Annotated in this window: 19 protein-coding genes and 1 pseudogene; 3 read left to right on the forward strand and 17 right to left on the reverse strand. The window is 71.2% G+C overall.

Annotated elements, in window-relative coordinates:
• Nucleotides 1-12 precede the first annotated feature (12 nt).
• A complete protein-coding gene (locus ABZX61_RS25755; RefSeq protein WP_355198315.1) occupies nt 13-753 on the forward strand; it encodes a sulfite exporter TauE/SafE family protein in 741 nt (246 codons plus the stop codon).
• On the opposite strand, the gene ABZX61_RS25760 is transcribed toward ABZX61_RS25755, so the two are convergent.
• Genes ABZX61_RS25760 through ABZX61_RS25775 form a run of 4 tightly spaced genes read right to left on the reverse strand, consistent with a single transcriptional unit; the run spans nt 722 to nt 3,450 of the window.
• Nucleotides 722-1,486 (reverse strand): type 1 glutamine amidotransferase, encoded by a 765-nt coding sequence (locus tag ABZX61_RS25760; protein WP_355198317.1) that lies wholly within the window; start codon nt 1,484-1,486, stop codon nt 722-724. The genes ABZX61_RS25755 and ABZX61_RS25760 overlap by 32 nt on opposite strands.
• Entirely contained in the window at nt 1,483-2,310 is an 828-nt protein-coding gene (locus ABZX61_RS25765) for a bifunctional 5,10-methylenetetrahydrofolate dehydrogenase/5,10-methenyltetrahydrofolate cyclohydrolase (protein WP_355198319.1), read from the reverse strand. The genes ABZX61_RS25760 and ABZX61_RS25765 overlap by 4 nt, the downstream gene beginning before the upstream one ends.
• Nucleotides 2,307-2,912 carry a cyclodeaminase/cyclohydrolase family protein gene (locus ABZX61_RS25770; protein WP_355198321.1) on the reverse strand — a complete coding sequence of 202 codons (606 nt, stop codon included), beginning with the start codon at nt 2,910-2,912 and terminating at the stop codon, nt 2,307-2,309. The genes ABZX61_RS25765 and ABZX61_RS25770 overlap by 4 nt, the downstream gene beginning before the upstream one ends.
• Nucleotides 2,913-2,940: 28 nt before the next feature.
• On the reverse strand, nt 2,941-3,450 hold the full coding sequence (locus tag ABZX61_RS25775) for a hypothetical protein (protein WP_355198323.1): 510 nt from the start codon (nt 3,448-3,450) through the stop codon (nt 2,941-2,943).
• Between the two features lie 150 nt (nt 3,451-3,600).
• Here ABZX61_RS25775 and ABZX61_RS25780 point away from each other — a divergent pair, with 150 nt between their 5' ends.
• A complete protein-coding gene (locus ABZX61_RS25780; protein ID WP_355198325.1) occupies nt 3,601-4,548 on the forward strand; it encodes a superoxide dismutase in 948 nt (315 codons plus the stop codon).
• 41 nt (nt 4,549-4,589) lie between these two features.
• Here ABZX61_RS25780 and ABZX61_RS25785 read toward each other — a convergent pair whose 3' ends face one another.
• The 10 genes and pseudogenes from ABZX61_RS25785 to ABZX61_RS25830 all read right to left on the reverse strand — a co-directional run bounded on the left by ABZX61_RS25785 (nt 4,590) and on the right by ABZX61_RS25830 (nt 11,958).
• Nucleotides 4,590-5,354: a chitosanase gene (locus tag ABZX61_RS25785; protein WP_350727092.1), complete on the reverse strand. Its 765-nt coding sequence runs from the start codon at nt 5,352-5,354 to the stop codon at nt 4,590-4,592.
• An 88-nt stretch (nt 5,355-5,442) separates the two neighbouring features.
• Nucleotides 5,443-6,045, reverse strand: a complete 603-nt coding sequence (locus ABZX61_RS25790; protein WP_355198327.1) for an FMN reductase — start codon at nt 6,043-6,045, stop codon at nt 5,443-5,445.
• Between the two features lie 24 nt (nt 6,046-6,069).
• The gene (locus tag ABZX61_RS25795; protein WP_355198329.1) at nt 6,070-7,143 is read right to left on the reverse strand and encodes an LLM class flavin-dependent oxidoreductase; all 1,074 of its coding nucleotides are present in this window, start codon (nt 7,141-7,143) and stop codon (nt 6,070-6,072) included.
• Nucleotides 7,144-7,319: 176 nt separating this feature from the next.
• On the reverse strand, nt 7,320-7,976 hold the full coding sequence (locus ABZX61_RS25800) for an epimerase (protein WP_350727095.1): 657 nt from the start codon (nt 7,974-7,976) through the stop codon (nt 7,320-7,322).
• Nucleotides 7,973-8,545: a DUF4291 domain-containing protein gene (locus tag ABZX61_RS25805; RefSeq protein WP_355198331.1), complete on the reverse strand. Its 573-nt coding sequence runs from the start codon at nt 8,543-8,545 to the stop codon at nt 7,973-7,975. Before ABZX61_RS25805 ends, ABZX61_RS25800 begins: the two co-directional genes overlap by 4 nt.
• A gap of 41 nt (nt 8,546-8,586) precedes the next feature.
• Nucleotides 8,587-9,324, reverse strand: a complete 738-nt coding sequence (locus tag ABZX61_RS25810; RefSeq protein WP_355198333.1) for a helix-turn-helix domain-containing protein — start codon at nt 9,322-9,324, stop codon at nt 8,587-8,589.
• 85 nt (nt 9,325-9,409) lie between these two features.
• Nucleotides 9,410-9,682: an FtsW/RodA/SpoVE family cell cycle protein gene (locus ABZX61_RS25815; RefSeq protein ID WP_355198335.1), complete on the reverse strand. Its 273-nt coding sequence runs from the start codon at nt 9,680-9,682 to the stop codon at nt 9,410-9,412.
• 118 nt (nt 9,683-9,800) lie between these two features.
• Nucleotides 9,801-10,193, reverse strand: a pseudogene (locus tag ABZX61_RS25820) (rod shape-determining protein); the annotation flags it as partial.
• 156 nt (nt 10,194-10,349) lie between these two features.
• Entirely contained in the window at nt 10,350-10,781 is a 432-nt protein-coding gene (locus ABZX61_RS25825; protein ID WP_355198337.1) for a nuclear transport factor 2 family protein, read from the reverse strand.
• A gap of 145 nt (nt 10,782-10,926) precedes the next feature.
• On the reverse strand, nt 10,927-11,958 hold the full coding sequence (locus ABZX61_RS25830; protein WP_355198339.1) for a DUF6461 domain-containing protein: 1,032 nt from the start codon (nt 11,956-11,958) through the stop codon (nt 10,927-10,929).
• Nucleotides 11,959-12,118: 160 nt separating this feature from the next.
• Here ABZX61_RS25830 and ABZX61_RS25835 point away from each other — a divergent pair, with 160 nt between their 5' ends.
• A complete protein-coding gene (locus tag ABZX61_RS25835) occupies nt 12,119-13,501 on the forward strand; it encodes a hypothetical protein (RefSeq protein WP_355198341.1) in 1,383 nt (460 codons plus the stop codon).
• A 26-nt stretch (nt 13,502-13,527) separates the two neighbouring features.
• On the opposite strand, the gene ABZX61_RS25840 is transcribed toward ABZX61_RS25835, so the two are convergent.
• From ABZX61_RS25840 to ABZX61_RS25850, 3 genes are read right to left on the reverse strand one after another with little or no spacing between them, the layout of a single operon-like run.
• Nucleotides 13,528-14,358, reverse strand: coding sequence for an aminotransferase class IV (locus ABZX61_RS25840; RefSeq protein ID WP_355198343.1), 831 nt, complete (start codon nt 14,356-14,358; stop codon nt 13,528-13,530).
• The gene (locus ABZX61_RS25845) at nt 14,355-15,383 is read right to left on the reverse strand and encodes a chorismate-binding protein (protein ID WP_355198345.1); all 1,029 of its coding nucleotides are present in this window, start codon (nt 15,381-15,383) and stop codon (nt 14,355-14,357) included. Before ABZX61_RS25845 ends, ABZX61_RS25840 begins: the two co-directional genes overlap by 4 nt.
• Nucleotides 15,350-16,267, reverse strand: a complete 918-nt coding sequence (locus tag ABZX61_RS25850) for a LysR substrate-binding domain-containing protein (RefSeq protein ID WP_355198347.1) — start codon at nt 16,265-16,267, stop codon at nt 15,350-15,352. Before ABZX61_RS25850 ends, ABZX61_RS25845 begins: the two co-directional genes overlap by 34 nt.
• Nucleotides 16,268-16,301 lie beyond the last annotated feature (34 nt).

Consider the following 16,301-nt stretch of genomic DNA (forward strand, 5'->3'; position numbering starts at 1 on the left):
TAACATAACCGGGTGATCGTCGGAGAAACGCTCGGCCTGCTCGGAGCCGGGGTGGCGGCCGGAGTGGTGAGCACGGTCGTCAGCCTCGCCTCGATAGTCTCCTACCCGGCGCTCCTGGCGTTCGGCCTGCCCCCGCTCACCGCGAACGTCACCAACACCGTCGCCCTCGTCTTCACCGGCATCGGCGCCGCCGCCGGATCGCGGCCGGAGCTCGCCGGGGAGGGCGCCCGGGTGCTCAAACTCGGCCCCGTGGCCGCGGTCGGCGGCGCGACCGGCGCGTTGCTGCTGCTGGTCACCCCGGCCAGGACGTTCGAGCTGATCGCGCCCTGGCTGATCGCGATGGCCTCGCTGCTGCTGGTCAGGCCCCCGTCGGGGCGCGCGCACGGCGAGCACGGCGTGCTGGGGCGGGTGGCGCTGTTCGCCGTGACGATCTACACGGGGTATTTCGGCGCGGCCGGAGGGCTGATGGTGTTCGCCGTGCTGGCCCTCATGTTCGACCATCCGGCGGCCAAGCTGAACGCCATGAAGAACGTGATGTCCGGGCTGGCGAACGCGGTGGCCGCGCTCGGGTTCGCGCTGTTCGGGCCGGTGAACTGGGCTGCCGCGGCGCCGCTGGCGGCCGGGTTTCTGCTCGGGGGGTGGATCGGGCCCAGGATCGCGCGCCGGCTGCCGGGCAACAGCCTGCGCTACCTGGCGGCCGCCTGCGGGCTGGCGGTGGCGGTCAAGCTCGGCTGGGACTCGTACGCGCGCTGACCCCCTCGGGCGCCCCGATGGAGAGCCCGGTGGCGAGCCCAGTGGAGAGCCCGGTGGCGAGCGCGGCGAAGCGGGTGGTGACCCGGTGCCAGATCGGCGTGGAGACCGGCTCGTCCGCCACCGCCCGCGCGTACACCTCCTCGGGGTCGAACCCGTCCGGTGACCACTCGCGGATGCGCGCGGGCAGCACCTCGGGATGGAACTGCACGCCCCAGGCCCGCTCGCCCACCCGGAACGCCTGGTACGGGCAGGCGCCCGTCTCCGCCAGCCAGACGGCCCCGCCGGGCAGCCGGGTGACCGCATCCTTGTGGTGCTCGATCGCGGGCACCACCTCCGGCAGCCCGTGGAACAGCGGATCGCCCGCGGCCTCGGCCCGGATCGTGAGGGGGAGACTGCCGTTCTCCGGCGCGCCGGTGTCGGCGGTCACCTCGCCGCCCGCGACCTCCGCGAGCAGTTGCCCGCCCAGGCAGATGCCGAAGAACGGCACGCCCTCCTCCAGCGCCTGCCCCGCCAGCCGCCGGGCGTCGGCCAGCCACGGCGCCCGGTCGTCCTCGCCGGGCAGGTAGCCGCCGCCGAGCATGATCATGGCCGCGTGGTCGAGGCGGCCGGGCAGGGGAGCGCCCTCGTGGGCGAGGACGACGTCGAGCTTCAGCCCGGCCTCCTCCAGCCAGCCGCCCAGCCGGCTGGGGCCGCCGCTCCTGCTGTTCTGGACGATCAGGATCTGCTCGTTCACGGGAGGTTCGCCGCCCTGGCCGTGTGGCGCAGCAGCAGCGCGGTCGTCACCGGGCCGACCCCGCCCGGGACCGGCGTGAGCGCGCCCGCGACCTGCGACACCGCGTCGAAGTCCACGTCGCCGACCAGCCCGCCGTCGTCCGTGGGGTTGGTGCCGACGTCGATCACCACCGCGCCCGGCGCCACGTGCCCGGCGCCGATCAGCCCGGCGCGGCCCACGGCCGCGACCAGCACCTCGGCGGTAGTGGTGACCGAGGCCAGGTCCCGGGTGCGCGAGTGGCAGACGGTCACCGTGGCGTTCCGGTCGAGCAGCAGGTGGGCCAGCGGCTTGCCCACCACGGTCGAACGCCCGACCACCACCGCCCGCCGGCCCTCCAGCTCCACCTCGTAGTGGTCGAGCAGCGCCATCACGGCCGCAGCCGTGGCGGGCGGGAACGCGGGCAGCCCGGCGGCGAGCCGGCCCAGCGAGAGCGGGTTGGCGCCGTCGACGTCTTTGCGCGGGTCGATGGCCGCGGCCAGCCGCTGCGCGGAGGCGCCCGCGGGCAGCGGGGTCTGCAGCATGAGCCCGTGGACGTTGGCGTCGGCGCTGAGCTTGGTCAGCGTCTCGCCGATCCGCTCGGGCGCGGCCTCGGGCCCGAGATCGACGATGTCGCAGGCGATGCCCACGCCGGCCGCCGCCTTGGCGATCGACCTGACGTACCACAGGCTCGCCTCGTCGTCCGTCGCCACCACCACGGCCAGCCGCGGCGGCGGGCCCGCCGCCGCCTCGGCCTGCGTCTGGGCCCTGATGGCGGCGGCCAGCTCTTTCCCGGTCAGGGTTCTCACGGGTTGATCTCCTCGCGTACTTCGGCGGTCACCCAGTCTGCCCTGGCCACGGCCGCGTCCACACCGTGGACACGGGCGTTCAGCTCCTCGCGTATCCGCTCGTCCTTGATACCCGACAGGTTGACCTCGACGTTGATCCGGGCGGTGGTGAGCGCGGCGCGGGCGGCCTCCGCGGCGGCGGCGACGTCGGTGACGACGTTGCGGTTGCAGATCGGCAGCAGCACCTCGCACAGCTCGATCACCCGCGTGGCGGTCTCGACCACCCTGGCGGGCGGCTCGGCGGCGCCGGCCAGCGCCCGGGCGATGGCGGCGCTGCGCTCCTCGCCCTTGGGCAGCCGGTACGCGTTCGTGACCGCGGTGAACGCCGCCGCGTCCGCCTCGGCCAGCCGCAGCGCGCGGACCCGCAGGGTGTCGGTCTCCCCGATCACGCCGACGACGGTCTCGGCGTGGCCGGCGTACTTCTCCCCGGTCGTGTAGCGGGCGACCATGCCGAGCAGCGCGGCGCCCTGGGCCGCGTGCAGGGCGGCCGTGGCGCCGCCGCCCGGCGCGGGCACTCTGTCGGCCAGCTCGGTCAGGAAGTCGACGATCTTTGAGTCGCGCATGGCGGCATTCTGTCAGGCCACGCGTCCCTCATTCCCGATGCATCGGCCGCGTGGCGTCCTCCGGTCCGCTGTACGACGCGTACGGCGCCGGCGCCGGCCCGTACTCGGGCGCGTAGACGGCCTGCTTCCCCGAGGACCGCCACCGCGACGGGAACAGCGAGACGACCACCAGCGCCACCCCCAGGAACAGCAGCACCCCCGAGTCCGCCACCGTCCGGAACCCCTGCTCCATGACGTTCGGCAGCCAGTGGTCGGGCAGCACCCGCACGCCCCGCAGCTCCACGATGGGAAGGATGCCGAGCGCGGTGAACGCCAGGCCGCCGAGCAGCGAGGCGATCGGCGACAGCCGCGAGCCGGCCAGGAACGCGAACGCGATCCCCGACGCCACGATCGCGGACAGCCCGAGCCAGGACAGCTCGAACGCCGACTGGAATCTGAGCAGGTGGTCGCCGATGCCGTACCAGAGGCTCGCGGCGATGATCGGAGGGAGGAGCAGCCCCGCGACCACTCCCAGAACATGACGGGCACCGTTTGACATGTCTAAACCCCGTTTGTTCGCTTGCGTCCCAACCTACCGCGCGATCCCACGGCGTGCGGGTGGCCTTCCCCCACCCCCCTTGCTGAAAGCTCCCTGTGAAGGCTGCCCTCAGGCTTTGCCCGGGCCGCGGGCGCGGGCATCGTGGGCCGCATGAGATCCGCGATCCTGAAGACCGCACTCAGCACCCTCGTCGTGGTCCTGCTCAGCGGCGTGCCCGCGCAGGCCGCTGTGCAGGCCACCGTGCAGGACACTGCGCAAGCCACCGGGAAGCCCGACACGTTCGCGCTGCCGAACGGGTTCCAGCCGGAGGGCATCGCGATCGGGCCTGGCCCGTACGCCTACTTCGGCTCCCGGGCGAGCGGTGACATCTACCGGGCCGACCTGCGGACCGGCGAGGGGTCCGTCATCAGCAAGGGCCCGGGCACGCCCTCACTCGGGCTCAAGACCGACGGGCGCGGGCGGCTGTTCGTGGCCGGAGGCGCCGGCGGCGACGCCCGCGTGATCGATCTGCGTACCGGCGAGGTCGTCAAGTCGTACAAGCTGACCGCCGACCCGGCGTTCGTCAACGACGTCATCCTCACCGGGCGCGCCGCGTACTTCACCGACTCCCGCAACCCCGTCCTGTACAAGCTGGAGCTCGGGCGCGGCGGCGCGCTGCCCGGCGAGGCCGTCAAGATCCCGCTGTCCGGCGCCATCCAGTACACGACCGGCAACAACGCCAACGGCATCGCCCCCAGCCCCGACCGGGAGTCGCTGCTGATCGTCCAGTCGAACACCGGCAAACTGTTCGAGGTCGACCCGTCCTCCGGGGTCACCACGGAGGTGGACCTGGGCGGCGAGTCGCTCGTCAACGGCGACGGCCTGCTGTTGGAGGGGCGGACCCTGTACGCGGTGCAGAACCGCCTGAACGCCATCGCCGTCGTCAGGCTGACGCGCGACGGCGCATCCGGAAAAGTCGTGAAACGGCTGACCGATCCGCGGTTCGACATCCCGACGACGGTCGCCGCCTCCGGCAAGCGCCTCTACCTGCCCAACGCCCGCTTCACGACGACCCCGGCCCCCGACACGCCGTACTCGGTGGTCGCCGTCAAGCGCTGACCGCCCTGGACGGGCAGGGGGCCGCCCTGCCCGTCCGGGCCCTACTTCTTGATCGTGTAGCTGTCGCCGTAGACCTTCCAGGTCAGCGGCGGGTTCAGGTCGAGGTTGCCGTTCTTGAGGAAGACGCGCTGCATCGTGTCCACGCGCGTCGTGTCCTCGTGCGCCTCCTCCGCCTTCATCGCCGCCTTCCTGGCGTCCAGGAACGCGTTCAGGTACGTCACCTCGTTCCCGCCCTGCGCGGGCGGCTTGGCCTTGGCCAGGGCCGACTTCCTGATGCCGCCGAAGCTCAGCTTGTCGCTGCCCGGCCCGTGCATGACCATGGCGTCGTAGTAGACGAACTGGCCGAGCGCGCGCAGCCCGTCCTGCTTGGCCTGGTTGACGGCCGGGTTGAAGTACACGCGGTCGCGCTCGTCGTTCTGGGCCTGCTGGAAGACGGTGTCCTTGGCGGCCGTCTTCCAGTCCTTGGTGAAGTTCGGGTCGAGGCCCTTGTGGGAGGCGCTGCCGTTCACCTTGCGCAGGGCCGGGAGGTATTTAGCGAGGACGTTGCCGGGCTTGCGCTCGGCGTAGAGCTCGACTAACTCCAGCATGTCGCCGGTGCCCGAGCAGAAGCCGATGATCCCCGCCGTGTAGCCGCGGTCGTCGTCGATGTCCTCGATGTAGCCGTACTGGGCTTTCCAGTCGAGCGAGGAGTTCTCCGCGCTGGACACCAGCTGCATGGCGATGTCCTTCTTGTGCGGGTCGTCGAGGTCGGCCGGGCCGGTGCCGGTGACGGCGAGGGAGAGGGTCAGGAGTGTGGCGGTCAGCACATGAGCCCCTGGAGGAGAGGGAGGTTAGGAAAGCTTCCTAACGAACCATACTCCGATAAGTCAACCTACGGGGCTCATGTTGTGAAAACTAACCCAAGGGCCGCAACGCGGCCAGCTGCTGCTCGAACGGGACGACCTCCTCCTCGGCCTCGGCCTTGGGCCTGCGGTGCAGCAGCAGGTCGGCCAGCTCCTCGGCGGCGCGGGCGATGCGCGGGCCGAGGCCGTCGGTGAAGGCGTCGGCCGCGCCGCCCCAGTCCTCCGAGGCCGCGTACACGGCGGTGGGGACGACGATGGCCCGCAGGTTGGCGAAGAGCGGGCGCAGCGCGTGCTCCAGCGCCAGCGAGTGCCGGGCCGTGCCGCCGGTGGCGGCGATCAGCGCGGGCTTGCCCGCCAGCGCCCCGTCGTCGATCACGTCGAAGAAGGACTTGAACAGGCCGCTGTACGAGCCGCTGAAGATCGGCGTGACCGCGATGAGCCCGTCGGCCTCCGTCACCGCCTCGATCGCCTCGCGCAGCCGGGCGTTCGGGAAGCCGGTCACGAAGTTGTTCGCGATGTCCACGGCCAGGTCGCGCAGCTCGATCACGCGTACCTCGGCCGGCGCCTGGCGCGTGACGGCCTCCGTCAGGCGGTCGGCGAGCAGGCGGCTGGAGGAGGGCTGGGTCAGCCCCGCCGTGACGACGGCGAGCTTCATCTGGTCGATCTCCTTTCCGATGGGTCAGGCGGTGGCGGGGACGCGGGCCGCGTGGGTGGGCCCGTCCGGGACTTCGGCGGGGCGGTCCTTGGCGAACTCCTTGCGCAGCACCGGCACGACCTCCTCGCCGAGGATGTCGAGCTGCTCCAGCACGGTCTTCAGCGGCAGGCCCGCGTGGTCCATCAGGAACAGCTGGCGCTGGTAGTCGCCGAAGTAGTCCCTGAACTCGAGGGTCCTGTCGATGACCTGCTGCGGGCTGCCCACGGTGAGCGGCGTCTCCGCCATGAACTCCTCCAGCGACGGCCCGTGGCCGTACACGGGGGCGACGTCGAAGTACGGGCGGAACTCGCGCACCGCGTCCTGCGAGTTCTTGCGCATGAACACCTGGCCGCCCAGGCCCACGACGGCCTGCTCCGCGGTGCCGTGGCCGTAGTGCGCGTAGCGCTGGCGGTAGAGGTGGATCAGGCGCATGAAGTGCTCCTTCGGCCAGAAGATGTTGTTGGCGAAGAAGCCGTCGCCGTAGTAGGCGGCCTGCTCGGCGATCTCGGGGCTGCGGATCGAGCCGTGCCACACGAACGGCGGCACCCCGTCCAGCGGGCGCGGCGTCGAGGTGAAGCCCTGCAGCGGGGTGCGGAAGCGCCCCTCCCAGTCGACGACGTCCTCGTGCCACAGCTTGTGCAGCAGGGAGTAGTTCTCGATGGCCAGCGGGATGCCCTGCCTGATGTCCTGGCCGAACCACGGGTAGACGGGCCCGGTGTTGCCCCGGCCCAGCATGACGTCCACCCGGCCGTCCGCCAGGTGCTGCAGCATGGCGAAGTCCTCGGCGATCTTCACGGGGTCGTTGGTCGTGATCAACGTGGTGGCGGTGGACAGGATCAGGCGCTCCGTCTTGGCCGCGATGTAGCCGAGCATGGTGGTCGGCGAGGACGGCACGAAGGGCGGGTTGTGGTGCTCGCCGGTCGCGAACACGTCGAGCCCGACCTCCTCGGCCTTGAGCGCGATCGCCACCATCGCCTTGATCCGCTCGTGCTCCGTCGGCGTCCTGTCCGTGGTGGGGTCAGTGGTGACGTCGCCCACACTGAAGATTCCGAACTGCACTTTAGTCACCATCCATGACTGTTGAACTTTTGACGGATACGGTAGCGCACAGCCCCGCTGAGATATTCCACCATGGTGCGCACCAGTACGCGGAACCTCCAGACGGATCACCACAGGCTGGAGGCTGACAACCACGCGGGTCCACGTCCCCAGCCCGCCTTCCGGCGGCTGAGCGACTAGGCGGCCAGCGCGTTGATGTCGGACGGGCCGAGGATGCGCTTGGGCGCGCCGCGCTCGGCGACCGCGATCATGGCCCGTCCGATGCGCTCCGTCGTGGTGACCGCCGACGCGAACAGCCGCCGCAGGATCGGGTAGAGCGGCCGCGTCACCACATAGGCCAGCCGGTAGACCCGGGTCCGCGACGTGACGCCGTGCATCGGCTGGATGTAGCCGGGCCGGAACATGTAGGCCTCGAAGGGCAGCTCCAGCAGCGCGTTCTCGGTCGCGCCCTTCACCCTGGCCCACATCGAGCGCCCCTGGGCGTCGGTGCCGGCACCTGACACGTACACGAAGGTCGAGCCGGGGTTGAGCCGGGCCAGCGTGCGGCCCGCGGACAGGGTGACGTCGTAGGTGATCCGCCGGTAGTCCGGCTCGCTCATACCCGCCGACGAGACCCCGAGGCAGAAGAAGCAGGCGTCGTAGCCGGCCAGCTCGGCCTCGATCGGGGCGAGGTCGAGCAGGTCGCGGTGGGTGATCTCGCGCAGCTTGCCGTGGACGACCCCCGTCGGGGCGCGCCCGACGGTGAGCACGGCGTCCACCCGGTCGTCGAGCAGGCATTCCCTGAGCACCCCGCGCCCGATCATTCCGGTCGCCCCGAACAGGATCACCCTCATGCCCCGATTGTCTCTCGGATCTCGTCGGGCAGGGGATAGGGCTGCTCCGCGGGCAGCAGGCCGCTCACGTCCGCACGCGCCACGACCGCCTCGCGCACCTCCCGTACCCGGTCGGTGATGTCGGTGATCGCCAGCGTCCACTCGTCGACGTAGCGCCGTACGGCCTCGCCGGACAGCCCGACCTGGATCGACCGGTACGGCAGCGCCTGGTGCCGCACCCCGCGCTCGGGATCCCACTGGATCCGCACCGGACTGCGCCGCATCCGGTCCGACCACCCGGGGCGGCGGTCGTCATGGCTCAGGCACGAGTGCGCCAGCGCCCACTCGAACCCCTCCCGCGACAGCGAAATGGCCAGCACCCGCTCCTGGCCGGGCTTGGTCGCCCACCCGCACCGGTACATCATCCACAGGAACGACGGCTTGATCCACGTCATCCGCTCGCGCTTGAACGGCGCCACGAACCGCTGCGCCGCCACGGCGGGCCCGGCGATGGCGGCGTCGTAGGCCTGGTAGACGGTGATCGACTCCTCGGTGTAGGCGGCACGGATCTGCCGGTAGGGCATGTTCATGCGGGCCAGCCTGGCGAAGAGCCGCACCGGAGGGCAACGGATTATGGCCCCGCCAGATCCCGGACCGCGAGCGCCAGGTGGGCGGTGGCGGGCGTCGGGACGGTCAGGCCGCGGGCCGAGATGCCGATCGCCCACTGCGTCCCGGGCACGACCGCGCTCGCGCACGCCACGTCCTCCCTGAACTGCCCGTGCTCTTCCACCACCTGCCCGGGCCGCAGCCCCGCCAGCTCCTCCTCCAGCTCCTCCACGCTCGAAGGGGTCACGGAGGTGAAGCGCTGCATGCCGTGCCCGGTGAGCACGCCGCGCCGGACATGCGGCGGGAGGGACAGCAGCAGCGCCTTGCCGAGCGCGGTGGCGTGCGGCGCCGTCTCCAGGCCCGCCTGCAGGTCCTCCAGCCACGGCGAGCGCGGCCCCTCCGCCACCTCCACCACCATCAGCCGCTCGTCGGCGAGCTGGGCCAGGTAGGCGGAGTGGCCGGAGGCGTCGGCCAGGTGCCGCAGCACCTCCGAGGCGCGCGGCGGCCGCTCGAACGACTCCAGCATCTCGTGGAACCGCTCGGCCACCTGCGAGCCCGGCAGGTAGTCGCCGTCGGGCAGCCGGTGCAGGTAGCCCTCGTAGCACAGGGTTCGGACGAGGTGGTACGACGTGGACAGGTTCAGGCCACATCGGCGGGCGATGACCTTGACCGACAGCGGCCGGTCGGCACGCGAGACCTCTTCCAGCACGCGGAGCGCGCGGGAGACGCTGCGGATCAGGTCGCTGGGTTCTTCCCCGGTCATCCATATAGCATGCCGCCGCGTCGGCTTCTCCGCCCTTACGCGAAGGACCGAGCTTGCAGCCGTTCGGCGGCCGTGACGGCTCCCGCTACGGCTCCATGGCCCTGGTCCGGTGCACGGCCTGGAGCAGCCCGATGGCCACCAGCCCGGCGACCGTGGCCGAGCCGCCGTAGGAGACGAACGGCAGCGGCACGCCCACGATCGGCACGAGGCCCACGGTCATGCCCACGTTCACGAACGTCTGGAACGCGATCCACGACACCAGCGCACCGGCCGGCAGGGTCCCGTAAGGGGAGTCGCCGCGCCGGGCGATGGCCGGCCCGCGCCACAGCAGCGCGCCCACGCACAGCACGATGAGCATCGCGCCGACGAACCCGAGCTCCTCACCCGCGACGGTGAAGATGAAGTCCGTGTGCTGCGCGGCACGAAGTGCCCGCCGGTCTGCTCGCCGTTGAACAGCCCCTTGCCGTAGAGGCCGCCCGGCGCGCGCCCGCCTCGTAGGCGGCCTCCTTGACCGCCCGCTGCTCGATGGAGGTGGTGCCGCTCGGGACCGCCACGACGATGCGCGGCTTGGCCAGGAACCTGCTCGGGTGCGCCCTCTGGATGAACATCCGCAGCATCCGCTCGGCCGCGTCCAGATCCGCGATCACGCCGTCCTTGAGCGGCCTGATCGTGGCGATGTGCGGGGGAGTACGGCCCATCATCCGCTTGGCCGCCCTGCCCACGGCCACGACGGTGTTCTTGTGCAGGTTGATCGCGATGACGGAGGGCTCGTTCAGGACGATGCCCTTCCTGCGGACGTAGACGAGAGTGTTGGCCGTACCGAGATCGACGGCTATGTCATGACCGAGAAGACCCAATGCGAATGCCATGTGCCGCACAGCCTTTCGACCGGAAGGGCAGGGGGACTGCTGCCCGCACTCGCGCTGCCCTGACGGTTTTGACCACAAACGTCTTAACTCTGTATCGGCCCCCGTCCCCGCAGCTCAGCCGGTGTGCCGGGCCGGGTGGCGAGCACGGGAACCGGATCAGCGGGCGGTGCGCCAGGCCTGCTCCTCGACCAGCTCGACGCTGCGCCACCCGCCGGAGGTGCGCCGCAGGCGATGGTGGTACCAGCCGCCGCCGTGCAGGAAGCCCTCGGTGTCCGCGGTGACCATGTCCCTGGTGGGCGCGAGGGTGTCGGTGAAGGGGGCGCTCACGCGCGCCTCGCCGTCCTGGAAGTCGATGGTCGGGGCCCCGATGAGGTGCAGCCGCCCCGGCCAGTGCGGCAGCACCTCGGCGAGCCACGTCTTGACCTCGTCCCGCGTGCCCCTGATGCCGCCGGTGGCGCGGTAGTCGATCACCGCGTCCGGGCTGAACACCTCGTCGAGCAGGTCCCACTGGCCGGAGTCGATGGCGCGGGTGTAGCGGGCCAGAAGTCCGGTGATTTCGAGTCGATCGGCGATCTCCTGCGTGTCCATGAGGTGATCGTCGCGCTGTGCGCGCTCGTTGGCCAGATCATTCAGCGGCGCAGCAGCTCCTGCCGCTCCAGGAAGGCGCTCCACACGACCGACCACCCGGCCACCAGCACCGGCACATCCCGTCCTCTGCCCGAGCGTCTTTCGCCTAGTGGCGTGGGCGTTCGGCGATCATGGTTTTGAGCTGGGAACGTAGCGCCGGCCACATGTCGCCGAGGATCGTGGGCGCGTTGACGAGCACATCCAGGCGATCAGGCCAGGTGCCTCCCGTCATGGCCTCGCCCAGAGCCCGGGCCGCCCAGAACCGGCGCGAGACAGGGTGATCCTCCGCAAGAACCACTCCTTGCTCGTCACGTCGATCGTCCATGAGCCGGGTCAGGAGCGGCGTCAGGCCGGCCCCTGCTCGCCTTGCATCACCGCCGCCGGTCACGAGGTGGTCGAGCGCTTCCCGGACCGTCGGTTCGCCCGCCAGGCCGGTTGCCGCGACGTAGGCGTTGACGACGCGATGGATCACCGCGGCCTGTACGGGCTCTGGCGCCAGGCGCAGCCGAACATCCAGATCGGGATCGACGCCACCCAGTGCGCTCGGAGCGCGCGGGTCATCCGGGATGGTTTCCTCCAGCAGCAGTCGTGGCGCGCTCGCGTCAGGCAGATCGAGTCTCACTCCGGTGACGACTTCGACGACGGCCATTGCGGCCGCCTGCCATTGGCCAGGTTCGGCCGCCGCCTCCAGAACCATGAGTTCTGTATCGAGGACGTGCGGAGTCTTACCCCATCGCTCACCGGGAAACTTCGGGTCCAACGCGGTGACAATCGTGCCGTAAGCGGCGTATGTCAGCCTGGCTGTCCAGTTGACGTTCCAGAAAAGGCTCAGCACGCGGGCTCCGTCACTCAGCCGCCGCAACACCTCCGGACGGTTGCCCTGGTAGCCGTTGCTTTCGTAGAGGATGAACGACGCGTCGTCGTGGCTGATGTAGAAAACCCCTTCGTAATCGGCTTCGTCCACATCGTCGTCGGGCTCGGGCTCCAGGTCTTCAGCCCGCCCACCGAGTCGCTCGACGATGGTCTCGACGGTTAAGGGGGAGGCGATCGGCTGCACGACAGTCCAGCAGGTGGCCTCTGCGAGATAGGGGTGGCGCTGCAGGAAATCGGCATACCGGCGCTGCGTCTCGTCAATCACCTGGGCAGTATGTCCACCCTCACCGACAATTGGCGGACAGCCTGAATGTGTTGCCGATATTCAGGCGGGGGCCGATCGGTACCCCGCTGAGGGCCGGGCACGCTACCAAAAGCAGCGGTGTCTCGCGCGGGGGCTATTTCATGACTTAGTGTTCGCTGTCGTGTCCCGACGATCATCGGCTCTCTGGGCGTCGGCGTTGCTGCTCGCGGTGCTGCCCGGCGTCCTGTTCCGGATCGACGCGCTCCTGTCCGAACCCGAGGACGCCACAGGCCTGTACGGGTTCGTGACCCTGTATTCGTGCCGGATCGACCTGTCCGTCCGCTACTGGGACAGCGCGCTGCGGGACTTCCCGCTCTTCTCGTACGGCGGCGCACCGTTGATCGTCCTCGGCTTCGCGGGCTGGTACGCGAGCCTGCGGAAGGGGCGTGGCCGGCTCGGCCGGATCGTCGCCCGCTCCGCGGCCACCGTCCTGCTCCTCCCGAGCCTCCTGCAGCTCCTCATGTACGCGCTCAACCCGCGATGCCGTGCCGTAGGGCCTATGGACCTCTATGTCCTGGTGCCCCCGATCCTGGTCCTGCTCGCGGCGCGCCCTTCCCGGCGTGCGTTCGTCCGGCGGGGCCGCCTCGTCCGCGCGGCCGCCGTGGTCCTGACGGTGACGGCGACCCTCCTGGTCGCGGTCGGGTCCGTCCCTCCGGGCAAGGTGAGCGCCGACAGCGAGCTCGACTGCGCCGGATTCGGCCGCGGCACGGTCGAGGGGCTGCGCAAGGAGGAGAAGGACTTCCTGTGCCGGGTTCGCGGCTACGGCTTCTTCCCCGGCGAGGGCATCGAGGAGTGGAACGAGTCGTCCGACCGGATCGTCCTGGCCCAGGGGCACCACCTGTGCGGCCTGGCCGATCGGCACGGCGGCGACATCGGCGCGCCCGCCGTACGGGACGCGCCCCATGCGTCCCTGCTGCCGGCGCTGGCCTCGCTCTGCCCCTCCGTGGCGAGCCGGCAGGCGGTGCAGGAGAAGCAGCGGCAGGAGGAAGCGGCCGCGTACGTCGCCGGGAAGGAGCGGGCCTGCGCCCGGCACCGGACCCACCGCCCCAGGATCAAGCCGGTCCGCCAGCGGCGCGCCACGATGTTCACCGAGTTCTGGACCATCCAGGGATGGGAGGACGGCTCCGAGGGCCATGCTCCCGACCTGGTCGAGGACCTGGTCGGGAGTGAGCCGGGAGCGCTGATGATCTGGGCGGCCGACGAGATCGGGCACGCCTGCGTGACCGTCGAGTCCTACACGAGGCGGCCGCCGCTGGAGATCAAGGGCTGGAAGGAGGTGGTCGAGGTGGGCTACGAGAGCCCGAAGGGCTCGCTGACCCTCTCCGACGGCGACGGCCGCCGCGTCCGGGGCCTCACGGCGGCCGGCCCCGGGCATTACCGGGTCCGGGTCCACCTGCGCGGGCGCGAGCAGGTCTACCAGGTCCCGTACCCGCCGGACGGCGCCGTGGAGCTGCTGATCATGGTGTTCCCCGGCGAGCAGAAGGAGCCGGTCGTCCACCGGTGACGCCCGGCACCCCCGCCCCTCGCGGCCTACGGGTTGAGGTCGGCGGCGGAACGCTCGGCGAAGACCCGCATGGCCTTGGTGGTGATCGGGCCGGGAGCGATCGGCAGCTCGGTGTCGTCGACGAGCCTGATCGGCTGGATGTCGCGGGTCGTCGAGGTCAGGAACGCCTCCTCGGCCTCGTACAGCGCCGACAGCGGCACGTCGGTCTCCTCCCCGCCGCACCATTCGAGCACCAGCGCCCTGGTCACCCCGGCCAGGGGGCCGGCCTCGAGGGTGGGGGTGAGCAGGCGGCCGTCGCGGACGATGAAGATGTTGGAGCCGGTGCCCTCGCAGAGGTCGCCCGCCAGGTTGCCGAAGATGGCCTCGCCGCCGCCGCGCTTCTTGGCGAACAGCAGCGCCTTGGCGTTGTCGCCGTACGAGGTGCTCTTGACCCCGGACAGGGCGCCGCGCTCGTTGCGGGGCCAGGGGACGACGGTGACGTTGGCGGTGGCCGGGAACGGCTTCTGCTCGTCCACGATGACGACGGAGGTGGTGCCCTGGTCGCCGCGGTCGGAGCCGAGGGGGCCGGGGCCGCTGGTGTAGGTGACGCGGATGCGGCCGAGCGCCCACGCGGGCGCGACGGCCAGGAGCTTGCCGATGCCGTCGGCGATGGCGTCGACGTCGGGCTCGGGCAGGTCCATGCGCTGGGCGGAGAGCGTGAGCCGGTCGAGGTGACGGGTGAGCGCGAACGACCGGCCGTTCACGATCTTGATGGTCTCGAAGACGCCGTCGCCGACCATGAGTCCGTGGTCGAACACCGATACGGTGGCCTGCGCGGGGTCGATCAGCTCGCCGTTGACCCAGACAGGGATGTTCATGTAGTTCCTCCTGTGGATGCCAGTGCGATGAGCCTGGCTGCTTTGAGCTCGGTCTCGAGCCATTCGCGCCTGGGGTCGCTGCCCCAGGTGATGCCCGCTCCCGTGCCGAATCGGAGCTCGCCTTTGCCGTGAGCCAACGGCGAGATCCAGAATGTTCTGATGCCCACGGCCAGCGCCGCCCGGCGGCGGTCGGCGTCGACCCAGCCCACAGCCCCACAGTACGGCCCCCGGGGTGCAGGTTCGAGCTCGTTGATGATGCGCAGAGCCGACGACTTGGGCGCGCCCGTGACAGATCCGGGCGGGAAAGTCGCGGCGAAGAGCTCGGGCCAGCCCGCCCCCGGCGCCAGTCTGGCCCGGACGGTGGAGACGAGATGGACGAGCCCGGGGTGCTCCTCGACGGCGCAGAGCGACGGCACCTCGACCGAGCCGACGGCCGCGACCCTGCCGAGGTCGTTGCGGACGAGGTCGACGATCATGACGTTCTCGGCGTAGTCCTTGCCGAGGAGGTCGTCCGCGGTCGCGCCGGTGCCCTTGATGGGCCTGGACTCCACCACGTCGCCGTCACGCGACAGGTAGAGCTCGGGCGATGCGGACACCACGCTCAGGCCGGGCACCCGGATGACGGCCGCGTACGGCGCGGGGTTGCCCGCGGCCAGCCGGGCGGCCAGGGCGAGCGGGTCGGCGTCGGCCGGGACGGGGGCCGTCAGGATCCGGCAGAGGTTCGCCTGGTAGACCTCGCCCCGCTCGATGTAGCCGCGGATGGCGCGCACGCCACGCTCGTAGGCGGCCTGATCGAGTGAACTGCGCCACTGGTCGGGCCGGGGCCCGTGCCAGGGGCGGGCGGGAGCGGGCAGGGGAGACTCGCGCACCCGGTCGAACCGGGCGCACGTCACCTTGCCCTCGTAGTCGACGACGACAGCCCACCAGCCCTCGCCGTCGAGCGCGGCCAGGTCGGAGGTCACGTCACGCAACCCGGTCGCGTACACGTGGCCTAAGTGGGCGAAACCGTCGTACACATTTTCCATTCTCCCAGCATTTCGACGAGCTCCAGCGCGGCCGGCAGCGGCGCCTCGGGCAGGGCCGCGTACACCTTCCGCGCGGGCGCCATCCCCCGCAGCGGCCGCAGCACCAGATCCCCCGGTACGGCCCGCGCCGCCAGCTCCGGCACCAGCGTCACCCCGAGCCCGGCGGCGACGAACCCGAACTTGCCCGTCCACTCGGCCACCCGCAGCCCGCTGCGCGGCGTGAACCCGGCCGCCGCGCACGCGGTCACCAGCAGGGTCGGCTGGCCGCGCGGGGCGGCCTCGATCCACGTCTCCTCCGCCAGGTCCCGCAGGTCCACGTCGGCCTCGGCGGCCAGGCGGTGGCCGCCGGGCAGCGCGACCAGCAGCCGGTCCTCGCGCAGCGGCACCGTACGGACGCCCTCGGCGGACAGCCCCGCCGGGTAGTCGCTGATCACGGCCACGTCGAGGGCGCCCCCGCGCAGCCGGTCCATCAGCCGCGAGGTCAGCCCCTCGATCAGCCGCAGCTCGACGTCGGGCCGCCGCTCGGCGAACCGTTTCAGCGTGCCGGGCACCAGATCCACGTTCGCCGTGGCGAACGCGCCCACCCGCAGCGTCCCGCCCCGGCCGGTGTGGATGGCGGCCAGCTCCTCGCCCGCGCGTTCGAGCCGGTCGAGCACGGCCGTGGCATGCCGGTGCAGCGCCTTCCCCGCCGGGGTCAGGCGCACCCCGCGCGGCAGGCGCTCGAAGAGCGGCCCGCCGGTGGCGCGCTCCAGCGCGGCGACGCGGCGGGAGACCGCCGACTGGGTGTAGCCGAGCAGCTCGGCGGCGGCCGTGAAGGAGCCGCTCACGGCGACCTCGTGGAACAGCCGCAGCGCTCCCGGGTCCAAGGCATTCAGATCTCGCATGGCTGATATGCAATCTAGTCGGTGGTGGAATACC

The organism is Nonomuraea sp. NPDC003709 (assembly GCF_040610775.1).
GTDB lineage: Bacteria > Actinomycetota > Actinomycetes > Streptosporangiales > Streptosporangiaceae > Nonomuraea > Nonomuraea angiospora_A.